The sequence below is a fragment of the Pseudoroseicyclus sp. H15 genome, from assembly GCF_054353345.1.
Window position 1 is genome coordinate 274,017 of the sequence record NZ_JBTHJE010000003.1, and the last position, 15,022, is coordinate 289,038.

Annotated in this window: 17 protein-coding genes and 1 other RNA gene; 5 read left to right on the forward strand and 13 right to left on the reverse strand. The window is 68.2% G+C overall.

Translation table 11 applies throughout. From position 1 onward, the window contains the following. Position 1: 1 nt before the first annotated feature. The 4 genes from trpC to ACXN5S_RS08765 are packed head-to-tail and all read right to left on the reverse strand — an operon-like array spanning position 2 to position 3,098. The gene (trpC, locus tag ACXN5S_RS08750) at positions 2 to 808 is read right to left on the reverse strand and encodes an indole-3-glycerol phosphate synthase TrpC (protein ID WP_458605037.1); all 807 of its coding nucleotides are present in this window, start codon (positions 806 to 808) and stop codon (positions 2 to 4) included. A gap of 9 nt (positions 809 to 817) precedes the next feature. Continuing rightward, complete coding sequence (locus ACXN5S_RS08755) at positions 818 to 1,498, reverse strand: uracil-DNA glycosylase (RefSeq protein ID WP_458605038.1); 681 nt, start codon at positions 1,496 to 1,498, stop codon at positions 818 to 820. Further along, on the reverse strand, positions 1,495 to 2,511 hold the full coding sequence (gene trpD / locus ACXN5S_RS08760; protein WP_458605039.1) for an anthranilate phosphoribosyltransferase: 1,017 nt from the start codon (positions 2,509 to 2,511) through the stop codon (positions 1,495 to 1,497). The genes ACXN5S_RS08755 and trpD overlap by 4 nt, the downstream gene beginning before the upstream one ends. Continuing rightward, positions 2,508 to 3,098 (reverse strand): anthranilate synthase component II, encoded by a 591-nt coding sequence (locus ACXN5S_RS08765; RefSeq protein ID WP_458605040.1) that lies wholly within the window; start codon positions 3,096 to 3,098, stop codon positions 2,508 to 2,510. The genes trpD and ACXN5S_RS08765 overlap by 4 nt, the downstream gene beginning before the upstream one ends. Before the next feature lie 133 nt (positions 3,099 to 3,231). Between ACXN5S_RS08765 and ACXN5S_RS08770 the strand changes: the two genes are divergently transcribed. Next, positions 3,232 to 5,208: a divergent polysaccharide deacetylase family protein gene (locus tag ACXN5S_RS08770; RefSeq protein WP_458605041.1), complete on the forward strand. Its 1,977-nt coding sequence runs from the start codon at positions 3,232 to 3,234 to the stop codon at positions 5,206 to 5,208. A 152-nt stretch (positions 5,209 to 5,360) separates the two neighbouring features. On the opposite strand, the gene ACXN5S_RS08775 is transcribed toward ACXN5S_RS08770, so the two are convergent. From ACXN5S_RS08775 to fumC, 3 genes are read right to left on the reverse strand one after another with little or no spacing between them, the layout of a single operon-like run. Then, a complete protein-coding gene (locus tag ACXN5S_RS08775; RefSeq protein WP_458605042.1) occupies positions 5,361 to 5,579 on the reverse strand; it encodes a ribbon-helix-helix domain-containing protein in 219 nt (72 codons plus the stop codon). After that, a complete protein-coding gene (locus ACXN5S_RS08780) occupies positions 5,576 to 5,752 on the reverse strand; it encodes a DUF4169 family protein (RefSeq protein WP_458605043.1) in 177 nt (58 codons plus the stop codon). The genes ACXN5S_RS08775 and ACXN5S_RS08780 overlap by 4 nt, the downstream gene beginning before the upstream one ends. Next, positions 5,749 to 7,140: a class II fumarate hydratase gene (fumC, locus tag ACXN5S_RS08785; protein ID WP_458605044.1), complete on the reverse strand. Its 1,392-nt coding sequence runs from the start codon at positions 7,138 to 7,140 to the stop codon at positions 5,749 to 5,751. Before fumC ends, ACXN5S_RS08780 begins: the two co-directional genes overlap by 4 nt. Before the next feature lie 169 nt (positions 7,141 to 7,309). Between fumC and ACXN5S_RS08790 the strand changes: the two genes are divergently transcribed. Then, complete coding sequence (locus ACXN5S_RS08790) at positions 7,310 to 8,140, forward strand: hypothetical protein (RefSeq protein WP_458605045.1); 831 nt, start codon at positions 7,310 to 7,312, stop codon at positions 8,138 to 8,140. On the opposite strand, the gene ACXN5S_RS08795 is transcribed toward ACXN5S_RS08790, so the two are convergent. The 4 genes from ACXN5S_RS08795 to ssrA form a co-directional block, all read right to left on the reverse strand. Then, entirely contained in the window at positions 8,137 to 8,604 is a 468-nt protein-coding gene (locus ACXN5S_RS08795) for an SspB family protein (RefSeq protein WP_458605046.1), read from the reverse strand. The genes ACXN5S_RS08790 and ACXN5S_RS08795 overlap by 4 nt on opposite strands. Before the next feature lie 70 nt (positions 8,605 to 8,674). After that, positions 8,675 to 9,895, reverse strand: a complete 1,221-nt coding sequence (gene chrA, locus ACXN5S_RS08800) for a chromate efflux transporter (protein WP_458605047.1) — start codon at positions 9,893 to 9,895, stop codon at positions 8,675 to 8,677. A 74-nt stretch (positions 9,896 to 9,969) separates the two neighbouring features. After that, a complete protein-coding gene (locus ACXN5S_RS08805) occupies positions 9,970 to 10,623 on the reverse strand; it encodes a DUF1194 domain-containing protein (RefSeq protein ID WP_458605167.1) in 654 nt (217 codons plus the stop codon). A 119-nt stretch (positions 10,624 to 10,742) separates the two neighbouring features. Continuing rightward, positions 10,743 to 11,092, reverse strand: a transfer-messenger RNA (tmRNA) gene (gene ssrA, locus ACXN5S_RS08810). Positions 11,093 to 11,222: 130 nt separating this feature from the next. Here ssrA and ACXN5S_RS08815 point away from each other — a divergent pair. Both ACXN5S_RS08815 and ACXN5S_RS08820 read left to right on the forward strand, forming a co-directional pair. After that, a complete protein-coding gene (locus ACXN5S_RS08815; protein ID WP_458605048.1) occupies positions 11,223 to 11,636 on the forward strand; it encodes a TadE/TadG family type IV pilus assembly protein in 414 nt (137 codons plus the stop codon). Further along, entirely contained in the window at positions 11,623 to 13,062 is a 1,440-nt protein-coding gene (locus ACXN5S_RS08820; RefSeq protein ID WP_458605049.1) for a pilus assembly protein TadG-related protein, read from the forward strand. The genes ACXN5S_RS08815 and ACXN5S_RS08820 overlap by 14 nt, the downstream gene beginning before the upstream one ends. Positions 13,063 to 13,084: 22 nt before the next feature. Here the strand turns inward: ACXN5S_RS08820 and ACXN5S_RS08825 are convergent, their stop codons facing one another. Beyond that, positions 13,085 to 13,462, reverse strand: coding sequence for a winged helix-turn-helix transcriptional regulator (locus tag ACXN5S_RS08825; RefSeq protein WP_458605050.1), 378 nt, complete (start codon positions 13,460 to 13,462; stop codon positions 13,085 to 13,087). A 71-nt stretch (positions 13,463 to 13,533) separates the two neighbouring features. On the opposite strand from ACXN5S_RS08825, the gene ACXN5S_RS08830 reads away from it, so the two are divergent. Further along, entirely contained in the window at positions 13,534 to 13,857 is a 324-nt protein-coding gene (locus tag ACXN5S_RS08830; RefSeq protein WP_458605051.1) for a nuclear transport factor 2 family protein, read from the forward strand. Between the two features lie 39 nt (positions 13,858 to 13,896). Here the strand turns inward: ACXN5S_RS08830 and ACXN5S_RS08835 are convergent, their stop codons facing one another. Continuing rightward, positions 13,897 to 14,937, reverse strand: coding sequence for an extracellular solute-binding protein (locus ACXN5S_RS08835; RefSeq protein WP_458605052.1), 1,041 nt, complete (start codon positions 14,935 to 14,937; stop codon positions 13,897 to 13,899). Positions 14,938 to 15,022 lie beyond the last annotated feature (85 nt).

Sequence of the window (15,022 nt, forward strand, 5' to 3'; positions counted from 1 at the left end):
CTCAGAGGCCTCCCATCCGGGCCGGCACGGCCAGCAGCTCGCGGGTTGCTGCCTCGACATCCTCCTGCCGCATCAGGCTTTCGCCGACGAGGAAGGAGCGGGCGCCGTATTGAGCGAGATCGGCGATATGGTCAGGCGTGAAAATGCCGCTTTCCGCCACGATCATCCGCTCTGCCGGAACAAGGCGGGCGAGGGTGCGGGTCGTCTCAAGATCGGTCTCAAAGGTCTTGAGATTGCGATTATTTATGCCCATAAGCGGTGATGAGAGCTGGAGCGCGCGGTCAAGCTCGTCCTGGTCATGCACCTCGATCAGGGCGTCCATGCCCCAGCGGGTCGCGGCCTCTTCCAGCTCCTGCGCCTGATCGTCGCTGACGCTGGCCATGATGATGAGGATGCAATCGGCGCCGAGCGCGCGCGCTTCAGCGACCTGCCACGGATCGTAGAGGAAATCTTTACGCAAAACGGGCAGCGTCACGGCATCGCGGGCGGCGACGAGGAAGCTGTCGTCGCCCTGGAACGAGGGGCCGTCAGTCAGCACCGAAAGGCAGGCTGCGCCGCCGGCCTCATAGGCCTGGGCGAGGGCCGGCGGGTCGAAATCGGGCCGGATGACGCCGCGCGAGGGGCTGGCCTTCTTAACCTCGGCGATGAGGCCGTAGCCATCGCGGATGGCCGATTGCAGGGCAGAGGCAAAGCCGCGCACCGGTGAGGCGGCGGCGGCACGCTCTTCGATCTGCGTTTGCGAGGTTTCGGCCTTGCGAGCAGCGATCTCTTCGAGCTTGTAGGCCTTGATCTTGTCGAGAATATCCATGGGGTCTCTCTACTCTTCCGCTGGCGCAGAGGAAAGCGAAGAGCCGGCCCAGTCGATGGGTCTGTCGCCCTGCTGCGTCAGCCAGTCGTTGACCCGGCTGAAGGGGCGCGAGCCGAAGAAGCCGCGCCGGGCCGACAGCGGCGAGGGATGTGCGCTTTCGATGATGAGGTGATCGCCGGGCCGGATCTCGGCCTGCCCGAGCTTTTGTGCCGGGCGTCCCCAGAGCAGGAAGGCGGTGGGCCGCTCGGAGACGCGGGCAATGACCTCGCGCACCAGTGGCAGCCAGCCAATCCGCTCGTGACCGTTCGCGGCGCCGGCGGGCACGGTGAGGGCGGTGTTGAGCAGCATCACGCCCTGGGCGGCCCAGAAGCGCAGGTCACCGTTCGGCGGCGTTGCCTGAAGATCGGCCTCCATCTCCTTGAAGATATTGCCGAGAGAGCGAGGCAGGGGTCGCACATCCGGCGCGACCGAGAAGGCGTGGCCGTGGGCGTGGCCGGGCGTCGGGTACGGGTCTTGCCCCAGGATCAACGCGCGCACCTCTTCGGGGCGGAGCATGGCGAGAGCGGCGAAGATCTGCTCCGATGGTGGCAGCACCGGGCGGCTTTCGGCGGCGAGTGCGGCTTCCACCGCGGGCCAGCCCTCGCGCCAGAAGGCGAGGTCTTCCCAGCCCGGCAGAGCGGGCGTGCTCATGCGGCGGAGGTGATGCGGCCCAGCCCCAGAACCTTTTCGCGCGCGGCGCCGCTGTCGATGCTCTCGGCGGCCATCTCGGCGCCCTCGGCCAGCGAGGCCGCCTTATCGGCGACGACCAGCGCGGCGGCTGCGTTCAGCAGCACTGCATCGCGATAGGCGCCGGGGGCGCTGTCGAGCAGGGCGCGAAACGCCTCGGCATTCTGTTCGGGCGTGCCGCCGATGATGTCGCGAAAGTCGTGCTCCCGCAGGCCGGCATCCTCGGGGTGCACCTCCATCGAGGTGATGCGGCCGTTCTGCAGCGCGGCGACGGCCGTCGGCCCGCAGATCGAGATCTCATCAGTCCCGTCAGAGCCATGCACGAGCCAGGCCTTCTCGGTGCCGAGCTGCTGCAGCGTCTCGGCCATCGGGAAGATCAGGTCGATCGCGAAAGCGCCTGTCAGCTGGCGCTTCACGCCGGCGGGGTTGGTCAGGGGCCCGAGGATGTTGAAAATCGTCTTCGTCCCCAGCTCCGCTCGAACGGGGCCGACGTGCTTCATTGCCGGGTGATGCATCGGCGCCATCATGAAGGCGATGCCGATCTCGTCGAGTGCGCGCTGCACGACGGGCGCCTCGACCATCACGTTGATTCCCATGGCACTTTGCACATCCGCCGTGCCGCTCTTGGAAGAGAGGTTGCGGTTGCCGTGCTTGGCCACCGGCACCCCGGCGCCGGCCACGACAAAGGCCGTGGCGGTGGAGATGTTGAGCGTGTGCTTACCGTCGCCGCCGGTGCCGACGATATCCATCGCGCCCTCTGGCGCCGTGACCGAGATGCAGCGCTCACGCATGGCGGCGGCGGCGGCGGCATATTCCGCCACGCTCTCGCCCCGTGCCCGCATGGCCATGAGGAAGCCGCCGATCTGCGCCGGCGTCGCCGCGCCCTCAAAGAGGATCGCGAAGGCCTCCTCGGCCTGGGCATGGCTGAGCGGCCCTTCGGAGGCCGCGTAGATCAGGCGTTTCATCGCGTCGCTCATGCCGCCACCGCCGGCGCATCGACGCTGTCGAGGAAGTTCTTCAGCATCTGGTGCCCATGCTCGGAGCGGATGCTCTCGGGGTGGAATTGTACGCCGTGGATCGGCAGCTCGCGATGGGCGAGGCCCATGATCGTGCCGTCATCGAGCTCGGCGGTGACCTCCAGGCTCTCTGGCAGGCTTTCGCGCTCGACCACCAGCGAATGGTAGCGCGTGGCGAGGAAGGGCGAGGGCAGGCCGGCGAAGAGGCCGGTGCCCTTGTGGCTGACCCGGCCCATCTTGCCGTGCACGATTTCATGGCAGCGCACGACCTTGCCGCCGAAGGCCTGGCCGATGGTCTGGTGCCCGAGGCAAACGCCGAGGAGCGGCGTGCGTGTCTCTGCCGCGGCTTCCGTCAGCGCCAGGCAGATGCCGGCCTGCGAGGGGTCGCAGGGGCCGGGGGAGAGGACGATGGCAGAGGGGTTCAGCGCCATGGCCGCCTGCACATCCAGCGCATCGTTGCGCCGCACCGCCACCTCGGCCCCGAGCTCACCGAGGTAATGCACGAGATTGTAGGTGAAGCTGTCGTAATTATCGATGAGCAGCAGCATAAGCGGTCCGGCGATTGGGTCTGGCCCGGGTGGGGCCTGAGGGCGTAAAGTCGCGGCAACATGGCCCTTGCGCGGGCGCGGCGTCAAGCGGCACCCGGGCGAGAGAGGCCGAACGAGGGGCAGGAGGAATTTGGTGCTACGCGGGCTGCTTTGGGGGATTGTGTTCGGTTTGCTTGTCGGTGGCAGCGCCCTGGTGGTGGCCTCCGTCGCGGCCCCGCAGCCGCCGGGCAACGCGCCGCCGGCTGCACCCGACGTCTCCTCGCCCTTGGTGACATCGCCGGAGTTGGAGGCGGACGGTCCGGGAAGCGCGCCGCTGGGGCAGGGAGAGGCACCGGCGTCGGTGACGCCGGGCGCGCCCGAGGCGGCGGCGCCCGAGCAGGCGCCCGAAAGCGGCGAGACGCTTGAGGCGCCACAGACGGGCAGCGAACCGGGGGCGGGCTTCGCGCCGGAGGTCGAGGATGAGGCCACGGCGCCGGTCGAGGGCCAGGCCGCCCCGCCCGCGCGCTCCGGCGCCGCGGCGCTGCAGCCGGCGGCCCCGGCGGATGAGGCGGTGACCGCCGAGACGGTGGCGCCGGGCTCAGCGGCGCGGATGCCGGATGCCGACGTGGCGGATGCGGCGCCGGGTGCCCCTGTGGCGCCGACGTCGGAAGACCCGGGCGTGCTGCCGGGTGGCGAGGGTGCTGCGCCGGAGCTTGGCGGGCTGTCGCAGCCGGAGGCGCCGGGCGAAGAGGCGGAGCCGGCGGTTGCCGGAGCTTCGGCGCCGGTCGAGGATGCGGGCGATGCCCCTGCCGGGCTCGGGGCACCCGAGGTCGACAGCGCGCCCGATTTCGCGGCGCTTGATGCTTCCGGCCCGGAGCTGGGCGAGCCCATGCAGCCCGAGGCGCCGGGTAGCGAGGCTCCGCCAGAGGTCGCCAGCGCATCGGCGGAGGCGCTTGCGGCACCTCAGACGCCCGCCTCAGATGCTCCCGCCTCGCCGGAGATCCCGGCGGCCGAGATCGCGCCCGAGGCGCCGCTCGGCCTCGCCGATGCCGCGGCGCCGACGCTGGATGAGCCGGTTCAGCCGGTGGCGCCGGGTGGGGAGGCGGAGCCCCAGCTGGCGCGCCAGACGGCCCCCGTTGGTGAGGCGGGCGAGGCGCCGGCAGCGCCCGGCCTGCCCGAGGCGGAGGCCGGCGCGCTGGAGATCGCTGAGGCCGAAGAGCCCGTACTGCCCAACCCGCAGAGCCCGTTGCCCGCCTTGCCCGAGCAGGAGGCCGACCTCGCCGTCGCCACCAGCCCCGCCGCCCTGCCGGATGCTGTCATTGTCGAGGACGGTGCCGCGGCAGAGGAGGACGGCCCGCAGGTGATCGCCCGGGGCGGCACCAGCGGCCTACCGGGGGAGAGCAGCGGCCCGCCCGTTCGCCGCCTTGGCAGCGACGAGGCTGTGGCGGCGGAGGGCGAGGCCCCCGCGCCGGCGCCTGTTCCGGCGATCGAGGCCTATGGCGCCGAGTTCACGCCCGCCGGCCTGCCGCTTCTGTCGATCCTCATCTACGATGACGGCTCGCTGCCGCCCGAGACGCTGGACGAGACTGGCGTGCCGGCGACGATCCTTCTCGACCCCAGCCGCGAGGGCGCCGAAGCGGCGATGGAGGCCTGGCGCGCGGCGGGCTACGAGGTCGCCGCCATCGCGCGGCTGCCAGAGGGTGCGACGCCGCAGGATACCGAGGTCGCTCTGGAAGCCGTGTTTCGCACGCTGCCCGAGGCGGTTGCGCTGGTGGATGCCGGCGGCATTGCCACGCGCGAGCCGGTGGCCGAGCAGACCATGGCGCGGCTGGCCGACGAGGGGCGCGGCTTTGTGACGATGGACGAGGGTCTGGGCACCGGCCTGCGCCTGGCCGAGGCCGAGGGCGTGCCCGCCGGCGTGGTCTATCGCGATCTCGACGGCGAGGGGCAGGACGCCCGCGTCATCCGCCGCTTCCTCGATCAGGCGGCGTTTCAGGCGCGGCGCTATCCCGGCGTGGTGCTGCTGGCGCGGCTGCGACCCGCGACGATCAGCGCGCTGACGCTGTGGGAGACGGCCAACCGCGCCGGACAGGTACAGTTCGCGCCGCTGTCGGTTTTGCTGACGCAGTAGCGGGCGGGCCGCTCATTCCCCGCTCGATGCGCGCCGCAGGCGCAGGGCGAGCGCCGGCCCGGCTCACTTGCGGATAGTCTGAGGGGAGGCCGGCGGTGTGGCGGGCTGAAGCCCGCCCTACAGCCTGACCCGTAGGGCGCGAAAGCCGGCCTCTACCGCCCGGCCTTCACCTCCGCCAGCACCCAGACCCGGAGCGCGCTCGCCAGCCCGACTTCGCCGCGGCCCGCGTCGATCTCTGCCGCCAGCGCGTTGATGGGCTGCTGCCGGGCCGCGGCCAGGCGCTTGAACTCTCGCCAGAAGCTCTCTTCCAGCGACACGGAGGTGCGGTGGCCCTTCAGCGTCAGCGAACGCTTGACCGGGCGACCGCTCATGGCTCTCGCTTGTGGCCGTCGAGGCGGGCGGCCTCTTTCGCCGACCTCGCCTCGTCCGCCAAGCGTTCGGCCTTGGTGCGACCGAACTTCACAGCGTTTTCATCAGCCTGCCGGCGCTTGTCGGCCTTTGCCTTGGCCTTCCTCGCTTTCGACAGGCTGACGGGCTGGCTCATTTGGGGCCGATCATCTCTTCGGGGCGGACGACCTTTTCGAAGGTCTCTTCATCCACGAAGCCGAGCTTGACCGCCTCTTCCTTCAGCGTCGTGCCGTTCTTGTGCGCCGTCTTGGCGACGGTCGTGGCGTTGTCGTAGCCGATGGTCGGCGCCAGCGCCGTGACCAGCATCAGGCTCTCGCGCATCAGCTTCTCGATGCGGTCGGTGTTCGCCTTGATGCCCACGACGCAATTGTCGGTGAAGGCGCTCGCCGCGTCGCCCAGAAGCTGCATGGATTGCAGTACGTTATAGGCCATCATCGGCTTGTAGACGTTGAGCTCGAAATGCCCCTGGCTGCCGGCGAAGCCGACGGCGGCATCGTTGCCGAGCACATGGGCGCAGACCTGCGTGAGCGCCTCGCACTGGGTGGGATTCACCTTGCCGGGCATGATGGAGGAGCCGGGCTCGTTTTCCGGCAGCATCAGCTCGCCGAGGCCGCAGCGGGGGCCGGAGCCCAGAAGGCGGATGTCGTTGGCGATCTTGAATAGCGAGGTGGCGGCGACCTTCAGCTGGCCCGACATCTCCACCATGGCGTCATGGGCGGCCAGCGCCTCGAACTTGTTGGGCGCGGTCACGAAGGGCAGGCCGGTGATGTTCGCCATGTTGGCCGCAACCGTCTCGCCCCAGCCGACGGGGGAGTTCAGGCCCGTGCCCACCGCCGTGCCGCCCTGCGCGAGTTCGTAGATGCGGGGCAGGGCGGATTCGACCCGGGTGATCGCCATGCGCACCTGATGGGCATAGCCCGAGAATTCCTGCGCAAGCGTCAGGGGTGTGGCATCCATCGTGTGGGTGCGGCCGATCTTGATGATGCCGTCGAATTCCTCGACCTTGGCTTCCAGCGCATCCAGCAACTTGCGGAGGCCGGGGATGGTCACATCCCGCGCGGTCATCGCCACGGCGATATGCATGGCGGTGGGAAAGGTGTCGTTCGACGATTGCCCCATGTTGACGTGGTCATTTGGGTGCACGGGGCTCTTGGAGCCCATCTCGCCGCCCAGCATCTCGATGGCGCGGTTCGAGACGACCTCGTTGGCGTTCATGTTGCTCTGCGTGCCCGAGCCCGTCTGCCAGACGACCAGCGGGAAGTGATCGTCTAGCTTGCCTTCCACGATCTCGCCGGCAGCGGCGATCATGGCATCGGCAATCTCCGCCGGCAGCTTGCCGCGCGCCTTGTTGGCCTCGGCGCAGGCCTGCTTGATGACGCCGAGCGCCCGCACGATGGCGACGGGCTGCTTCTCCCACCCGATGGGGAAGTTCTGCAGGCTGCGCTGGGTCTGCGCGCCCCAATACCGGTCGGCGGCAACCTCGAGCGGGCCGAAGCTGTCGGTCTCTGTGCGGGTGGCGGTCATCTGTTTCTCCCTCGCGATCACGGCCCTCGCGAGCCTGGCGCCTCGTTTAGCGGCGGTGCCGGGTCAAGTAAATCGCGCAAGGTGCCGCGCTGGGCCGGGTGGGGAATCCCGGGCTTGGCCGGCGCGCGAGCCTGGGCCAGCATGGCGGCAGGATAGTGGAGGGGCGGCGATGAACATTCTGCAAACGCGCGACCGGATGATGGCGCCCGACAGCGCCTACATGGCGCAAAGCCCCGCGGAGACCTTGCAGAAGGAACGGGCGACGGCACTGATCATCGGCGGCATCGCCCTGTTCCTGGCCTTCGGCGTCTCGCTGATCGACCGGGCGAACTCGCTCTTCTGCCAGCGGCTGTCGATCAGCCATTATTTCTACGAGCCGCTGGCGGGCGGCTTCTTCGTGGCGGCGCTGGCCTTCACCGGCGCCTTCCTGATCCGCTACAGGGGTGAGACCAGGCTCGACGGGCGCCTTGCGTCGGTGGCGGGGGTGGCGGCCATTCTGGTGGGTCTCTTCCCCACCACGAATATTGGCTGCCTCGCCAGCGGCGAGATCGACTTTCGCCCGACGATGGTGCTGACGCTGGAGGCCGGTGAGCTGGTGCCCTCGACCTTCGAGGATGCGACCTACCTCGGTATCGGCGATGTCAGCGCGCTGCTGGCGAGCCGCCGCTCGGCGATCATCCATTCCGGCGCGGCCATCACGCTCTTCGCCATCCTGTTCTACTTCTCCGCCTGGTCGTTCACCCGGGTGCGGACCGTCGACAGGGAGGGTGGCGAGCCCGGCGGGAAGGTGGGCGCGGCCAAGCGCATCCGCAACACGATCTACTATGCCTGCAGCCTCGGCATCGTCGCCGGCTTCGTGCTGGTGGGCGCGCAGACCTGGATCGCCGCGCAGGGCTGGATGGCCCGTCCGATGTATGTCGGCGAGGCAACCGCGCTCGCGAGCTTCGGGGTGGCCTGGCTGGTCAAGAGCCGGCTTTTGCTCGGCTTTCTCGGCGCCTAGCCTTTGCGGAAGCTGTCGAGGCTGACGACATCGGCATCTTTGTGCGGCGTCTCCTCGGCCTCTTCCGCCTCGTCCGTCTCTTCGGCTTCGGCCACCTCTTCCTCGTCGTCATCCTGCGTCTCGAAGCGCAGGCCGAACTCGACCGAGGGGTCCACGAAGGTGCGGATGGCATCGAAGGGGATGTAGAGCGGCTCGGGCTTGTCGCCGAAGTTGAGCGTGACCCCGAAGCCGTCTTCGCCCACGTCCAGATCGTCGAACCAGTTCTGCAGAACGATGGTCATCTCGTCGGGATAGCGGCCAGACAGCCAGTCGGCGATGGCGACTCCCGGATGGCGCGTGTCGAACGTGATGAAGAAATGGTGCGAGCCCGGCAGGCCCTCTTTCGACACCCGCGTGAGCACTTCAAGGATCAGGCCACGCATGGCCTTGTGCATCAATTTGCCGTAGTCGATGGACTTGGACACGGGGGCAGGCCCTCTCTTTGCGTTTTCCCGAACATAGGGAATTCTCGTGGATTGGAAAGGGGCGCCCCCGTTAGAGCGCCCCCAATCCGAGCCCCGCAGTCGCCGCCCCGATCAGCACCAGCGGCAGAGGCGCGCCGAGCCGCAACGCGAGGCCGGAGGCCAGCGTGAGGGCCAGCGCGGCAGGCTGCCAGCTCTCCCAACGGGGCAGCAGGGGCGTGAGCGGGCCGAGGCTGGGCGCGTAGGTTTCTGCGAAGAGCACCTGCAGCGCGAACCACAGCGACAGGTTGGCGATGACGCCGACGACGGCGGCGGAGATGGCGGCCAGCGCGGCGCTGAGGCGGGGCGCGTGGGTGAGCGCCTCGATGCGCGGCGCGAAGGCGAAGATCCACAGGAAGCAGGGCAGGAAGGTGACCCAGAGCACCATGAGGCCGGCGGCGACGCCCTTGCCCTCCGCCTGACCGGCAAGGATGCCCACGAATTCGGTGACGAGGATCAGGGGGCCAGGCGTCGTTTCTGCCAGCCCCAGCGCATCCAGCATCTGTGCCGCCGTCAGCCAGCCCTGATTGCGCACCACCTCCTCGGTCATCCAGGCGAGCACGGCATAGGCGCCGCCGAAGGTGACGAGCGCAAGCTTGGAGAAGAACAGGCCGAGCGCCAGCAGCAGCTCCTCTCCCGCGGCCCAGGCGCCAAGCAGCGGTGCGGCCCAGAGGGCGAGGAACAGCGCGATCAGCGCCCACGGCGTGGCGGCGGGCGCGGGGCGCGCGGTGCCGGGGGTGGTGGTGAAGAAGCCCCAGGCGCCGGCCGCGAGGATCACCAGCGGAAAAGGCAGATGCGCGGCGTAGAGCGCGACGAAGGCGATGAGCGCGATGGCGCGGTGCGGCCAGGTTTTCAGCGCCCGGCCCGCGAGGCGCAGGATGGCGAGCACAACGATGGCGACGACAGCGGCCTGGATGCCGAGGAAGGCGGCGCGCACCGCCGGCAGGTCGCCATGCGCGGCATAGAGCGCGGCGAGCGCGGCGATGACCAATGCGCCGGGCGCGACAAACAGGGCTCCGGCGATTAGCCCGCCCGCGATGCCGCGCAGGCGCCAGCCGGCATAGGTGGCCAGCTGCATCGCCTCCGGCCCCGGCAGCAGCATGCAGAAGGAGAGGGCGCGCAGGAACTCCGCCTCGGTCAGCCAGGGCCGCCGCTCGACCAGCTCACGCTGCATCAGCGCGATTTGAGCCGCCGGGCCGCCGAAGGAGAGGCAGCCGATGCGCAGGAAGACGAGGGTGAGGGCGCCGAGGGTCATGGGAGTGCATCAGACAGGCGGAGCGCTGCGAGGCAAGAGCCGCCGCGCGCTGTCATCAAAGCTTCATGGGGACGCTAGCCGAAGACCCGCGACAATTCCCGCAGGATCTTGCGGCGGATCGCCTCGGGATAGTCGCGGTGGCCGCGCGCTGTGAGGACGAAGCCGTCGCGGGTGATGAGCTGGCGGGCGTAGAAGCCAGTGATGGCCACGCCTTGCCCCAGCGCCTCGATGGCGATGCCGTTGATCGTCACCCCCTGGCGCTCGGCCATGCGGCGGGCGGCGGCGACATCGCTTCCGGCATTTGGTGTGCCGTCGCCCGAGACATCAATGACATGGCGCCGGCAATCGGACACCTCCGCGAAAAGGGGCAGCGCGGCGAGGATCGCCTCGGCCGGGGCGGTGTCGGAGAGCTGGAAGGCGCGGGGCAGGGCGCGGGCTTCTGCCGACAGGGCCATGGCATCATCCATGCCGCCGATGCGCCGCCACGGAAGCGACAGCTGCTGCCTGTCTTCGCCCGACCATTGCATCACCGCGATGGCGACCCGCCCGTCGACCATGGCCTGCCGGATCTCAGGGTCGGCCAGCGCATCGGCCATCCCGTCGACCTGCAGGCGGTATTCGGCGACGTCGACCGAGTTGGAGACATCGATGGTGAGCAGAAGCGCGGTGTCGCAGGCCAGCGCCGGGCGGGCCAGAAGGCAGGCGAGCAAGGCGAGGCACCGCAGCATGCCGGTCATCAAAGCGGCCCGCAGGCCATCGCGCAAGACATATGCTCGGCGGTCGGGCGGGAGCGAGCGCCGCAAGTTGCACGAAGAACGCCGCACAAGTTACTCAAGAATAAGAGGAAAGTGCAGGCTTCTGTTGCCAGGTGCCTGCGAACCCCGCCTTACGCTGCTAGGCGCAAGGGCTTAGATTTCGATCTTCCGGACTGCTTACGCAGCCAGGGCGATCGGAGCACGATTGTTGTTGGCAATTGTACTTTACGGACCGATAACGGTGGTACCTAACCGGGACAAAGCCACACCTTTAGACGTTCGTCGATCCTGTTTCGGCCCCATTATCCCCCCAACAAAGGGCTTTTGGTGGAGCCGCCGGGTACCGCCCCCGGGTCCGATCCGCTTATTACGAGCGCGTTTATGTCCATAGTCCCGAAGGACAGCTCTCAATGTAGGGGCCGTGCCTGCGCTCGGCAAGGGGCAACTGCTTGCGGGCAGGATTGCGGCAGGGCTGGGGCAGCCGTGGCACCGAAATGTCGTGCTGGTGCCCCAAAACCGCCGGGCAGGGCCCCTATCCATAAGGATGGAAACTCATCGGGGCTGTAGAATCCGTGGTCCGTCGGACATTCAACCTTTGCATTCGAAAGCTGCGCGCGTTCCGCGACCGTGAGGATGGCAGCGTGACGGTCGAATACGTCATGTGGGTGCCCGTTATCTTCTTTGTCTTCGGCATCACGGTCGACGCCACCATGCTGATGCAGAAGCAATCGCAATTCTTCGTCGCCGCCCGCGATGCCTCTCGCCAGGTTGCCGTGGGCGCGCTGACCGATGCCGAGGCGCAAAGCCAGCTCGCGGCGCGATTCCCCGGTGTGGGCGGGCTCGATGCCCGGGTGACGACCTCGGGCGATTTCGTGACCACCTCGATCTCTGCGCCGTTCAGCGCCTTCACCCTCTTCGCCGACGCCATCAAGGACGGCACCGTCGTCGCCGAAGTCTCGATGCTGGTTGAGAATGACGGCTCGTAAGTGTGCAACCCCCGCGCTGCGCCGCCTGACGCGCGCAGCAGCCGGTTTCGCCCGCGGCGAGGCAGGCTCGGGCAGCATTCAGGGCATGTTCATGCTGCTGGCCTCGGCCATGGTGATGGGCCTCGCGCTGGATTATTCCAACGGCTGGCGCGAGCAGACGCATCTGCAGGTGGCCGCCGATGCCGCGGCGCTTGCCGCCGCCACCCAGCTCGACGATCTCGACACGGCCCGCAACACCGCTGTCAGCGTGGCGCGGATGAACCTTGGCGCGGATGGCATCGTCAATGCGACCGATGTCGAGTTCGGGACCTATGATGATGAGACGGGCGATTTCGTCGAATATCTCTCCGCCGGCCTGACGCCCGAAGAGGTGACGGCAGTGCGCGTCTGGCCGAAGCGCACCAATGATCGCGGCAACGAGCTGTCGACCTATCTGCTCCACCTCGTCGGCACCGACAGCTTCCAGATCGGCGCCAGTTCCATCGCGCTCTCCTCGGGCGGCGCCGGTGGCGAGCCCCCTCCGCCCGGCTGCTCGGCGGCGACGTTCCTGTCGACGGGTCATATCCAGACGGGCGGCGGGAACTCGCTTTACGGCGACACCTGCATCCACGGGCAGACGGGCGTGGCCACCGGCGGCAACGACTATTTCGAGGATACGGTGCGCTTCTCGGCGCCCAGCCTCAGCCAGATCTATCTGGCGCCCTACAGCCCCGAGGATCTGCCGGAAGAGACGCTTAAGGTCGAGCGCTCCGTCTCGCCCGTCATCCTGCCGACGCTGCCCGCGCGCTGGAACGAGATGTGGAACACGCTCTGGAATTCCGGCGCGAGCACCTATTCCGGCGACCTGTTGCCCGACTTTGTGGGCGAGGGCGCCCCGGCGCAGATCGTGCGCAAATCGGGCTGGTGGACGATCCAGCCCGGCGACGTGCAGCCCAACACCATCTATCTCATCAATGGCAGCGCCCAGTTCGCCGGCAATGTGCAGGCGCATAACGTGGCCTTTCTCGTCAATGGCCGGCTTGGCGTTGGCGGCGGCAACGACCTGCATTTCGAAAATTTCTTCGTTTTCGCCGATACGATCGGGCTCGCCGGCAACATCACCTGGGGGCCGAAATCGGCCTGGTGCGACAGCGACGAATTCTCCGTCTACCTCTTCGGCCGGTCGTCGCTGTCTATGGGCGGCTGGGGCAAATCGGTGAGCTCGCACAACGTTCTCGGCGTCAGCCCGGAGTTCAACCCGGGCGGTGCCATGACGGCCTCGGGCCTCTACTACGAATTTGCGAACAACAATGCCTCGCTCGGCGGCCGTATCAGCATCGGGCAGGAATGCAGCAGCCAGTACCTGAACAGCCATTACGGCCGCGCCGACATTCCGGGCGACCCGCCCCCCGGTGCGCGCGGCGGCCACTCGCGGCTGGTGCGCTGAGGGGCGGCGGCGCCCCCCCGGATTAATCCTGGCTCGGCTTGCTGGTCTCTGCCGGCTCCGGTGCATTCTCCGCCCAACGGAGCAGGCCGTCTAGCTGCGGGCAGAGCGACTGGCCCCAGTCCGTCAGGCGATATTCAACGCGGGGCGGCACCTCGGGATAGATGTGCCGGAGAACGACACCGTCCTCCTCCAGCTGGCGGAGCTGCTGGGTGAGCATCTTCTGCGATACTCCGGGCAGGGCGCGCTCAAGCTCCGAGAAGCGGCGAACCCGGCCCGAGAAGAGCTCGAACAGGATCATGAGCTTCCAGCGGCCTCCGATGATCTTCAGCACCCGCTCCACACCGGCAGAGGCGGAGGCTGCATCGTAGTCGGGGCGCTTACCTGCGGGTGCGTCGGCCACCATTTTGTCCGTTCTTGTGCGGGTGGCAGCCTAGGCCCAACTCTGACGCACAACAATCGAGGATGAGAGACATGCAACAGATGTCACCCCCCGTCGCCGCCTATCTGGGCGCCGCTGCCCGGCTGGATGCACCGGCCATGCTGGTGCCTTTCGCGGAGGATGCCCGTGTCTTCGACGAGGGCGAATGGGTCACCGGCCGCGACGCGATCGAAAGCTGGATCGCCCGCGCCACCATCGCCAACGAGGCGCGGCCCGAGGTGCTGGATGTCTGGCAGGAAGAGGGGGAGGAGCGGGTACGGGCCCGCGTCAGCGGGTCGTTCAAGGGCTCGCCGGTCACGCTGACCCACCGCTTTGTGGTGGCGGGCGGCAGAATCGCCTCGCTGCAGATCGGCTGAGGGGGGGCGCGCCCGGCGCGAGGGCCGGGCGCGCGGAGATCAGAAGCCGGCCTTGATAAGCTCGAAGGCTTCGGCATGCTTTTCGCGCAGATCGTTCGGGATCGGCAGCTGGGCGAGGATCGGCACGTCGACCGAGCCGATGCCGGCCAGCTCCAGCGCCTCCGGGTCCATCCCGTCGAGCGCGCTGCGGTTGGCCAGGCCGTAGCCCGAATCCAGCAGCGCCGGGGCGATGGCCGGGTCGAGCATGGCGTTCATGAAGTCGTAGGCCTTGTCTTCCGACCCGCCGCCATCGGTCATGTTCACATATCCGCAGAGCCAGACGGACGAGCCCTCTTCCGGCTCACGCTGGAAAGCGATGGGGCGGCCTTCCTCGACCATCGTCGGATAGGTCTCGTTCCACGCCCAGGAGATCAGGATCTCACCGGTCGACATCAGCTGCGCGAGCTCGGCCGGGTCGGACCAATAGGTGCGCACGTTCGGGTGCACCTGGCGCAGGAAGTCGGCAGCCGCCTCGAACTGCTCGTCGGTCACGTTCGTCCAGTCGCTGACGCCGGTGGCGAGGTAGCCAAGCGCGAAGGCGTCATCGACGTTGTCGGGCATGGTGACGCGGCCCTGGTACTTCGGGTCGGCAAAGACCTGCAGGGTCGAGACGTCTTCTTCCGGCACTTCCTCGGGGTTGTAGGCGATGGCGGTGGAGCCGAAGTTCTGCGGAATGAAATAGACCTCGTCGTTCTCGCCGGAGACGGCGGTGCCGGTGAGGTTGCGGTCGATATTCGCATACTCGGGGATACGGCTGATATCCCAGGGCTCGATGATGCCGCTTTCCTCCCATTTCATCACGGAGCCGGCGCAGATCTGCGTGACATCGGCCTGGAAGCCGGCGCGGACCTTCTGGAACGCCTCTTCCTCGTCAGAGAAGAACGACCAGGTCGGGCTCATGCCGTATTTCTCGATATAGGCCGGGTGGTAATCGGGATTTTCGAAGCCCGGATAGTCGAGCACGATGAGCTCGCTGTCCTGTGCCGCCAGGGCGGTGCCGAGTGCGGCAAGGGCTGTGGCTGCCAGCAGGGTCTTTTTCATGGTCTTGCTCCCAGGTGGGTGGGCGATTGAGGTGCGATGAGCCTATTTGCGCGGCATATGCCTGGCAATGGGCATGGCTCTTCGC

Excerpts from the sequence above, each read along its gene's own strand:
- trpC (WP_458605037.1), bottom strand. The coding sequence starts at position 808 with ATGGATATTCTCGACAAGATCAAGGCCTACAAGCTCGAAGAGATCGCT.
- ACXN5S_RS08755 (WP_458605038.1), bottom strand. The coding sequence starts at position 1,498 with ATGAGCACGCCCGCTCTGCCGGGCTGGGAAGACCTCGCCTTCTGGCGC.
- trpD (WP_458605039.1), bottom strand. The coding sequence starts at position 2,511 with ATGAGCGACGCGATGAAACGCCTGATCTACGCGGCCTCCGAAGGGCCG.
- ACXN5S_RS08765 (WP_458605040.1), bottom strand. The coding sequence starts at position 3,098 with ATGCTGCTGCTCATCGATAATTACGACAGCTTCACCTACAATCTCGTG.
- ACXN5S_RS08775 (WP_458605042.1), bottom strand. The coding sequence starts at position 5,579 with ATGAGCGGTCGCCCGGTCAAGCGTTCGCTGACGCTGAAGGGCCACCGC.
- ACXN5S_RS08780 (WP_458605043.1), bottom strand. The coding sequence starts at position 5,752 with ATGAGCCAGCCCGTCAGCCTGTCGAAAGCGAGGAAGGCCAAGGCAAAG.
- fumC (WP_458605044.1), bottom strand. The coding sequence starts at position 7,140 with ATGACCGCCACCCGCACAGAGACCGACAGCTTCGGCCCGCTCGAGGTT.
- ACXN5S_RS08790 (WP_458605045.1), top strand. The coding sequence starts at position 7,310 with ATGAACATTCTGCAAACGCGCGACCGGATGATGGCGCCCGACAGCGCC.
- chrA (WP_458605047.1), bottom strand. The coding sequence starts at position 9,895 with ATGACCCTCGGCGCCCTCACCCTCGTCTTCCTGCGCATCGGCTGCCTC.
- ACXN5S_RS08805 (WP_458605167.1), bottom strand. The coding sequence starts at position 10,623 with ATGCTGCGGTGCCTCGCCTTGCTCGCCTGCCTTCTGGCCCGCCCGGCG.
- ACXN5S_RS08820 (WP_458605049.1), top strand. The coding sequence starts at position 11,623 with ATGACGGCTCGTAAGTGTGCAACCCCCGCGCTGCGCCGCCTGACGCGC.
- ACXN5S_RS08830 (WP_458605051.1), top strand. The coding sequence starts at position 13,534 with ATGCAACAGATGTCACCCCCCGTCGCCGCCTATCTGGGCGCCGCTGCC.
- ACXN5S_RS08835 (WP_458605052.1), bottom strand. The coding sequence starts at position 14,937 with ATGAAAAAGACCCTGCTGGCAGCCACAGCCCTTGCCGCACTCGGCACC.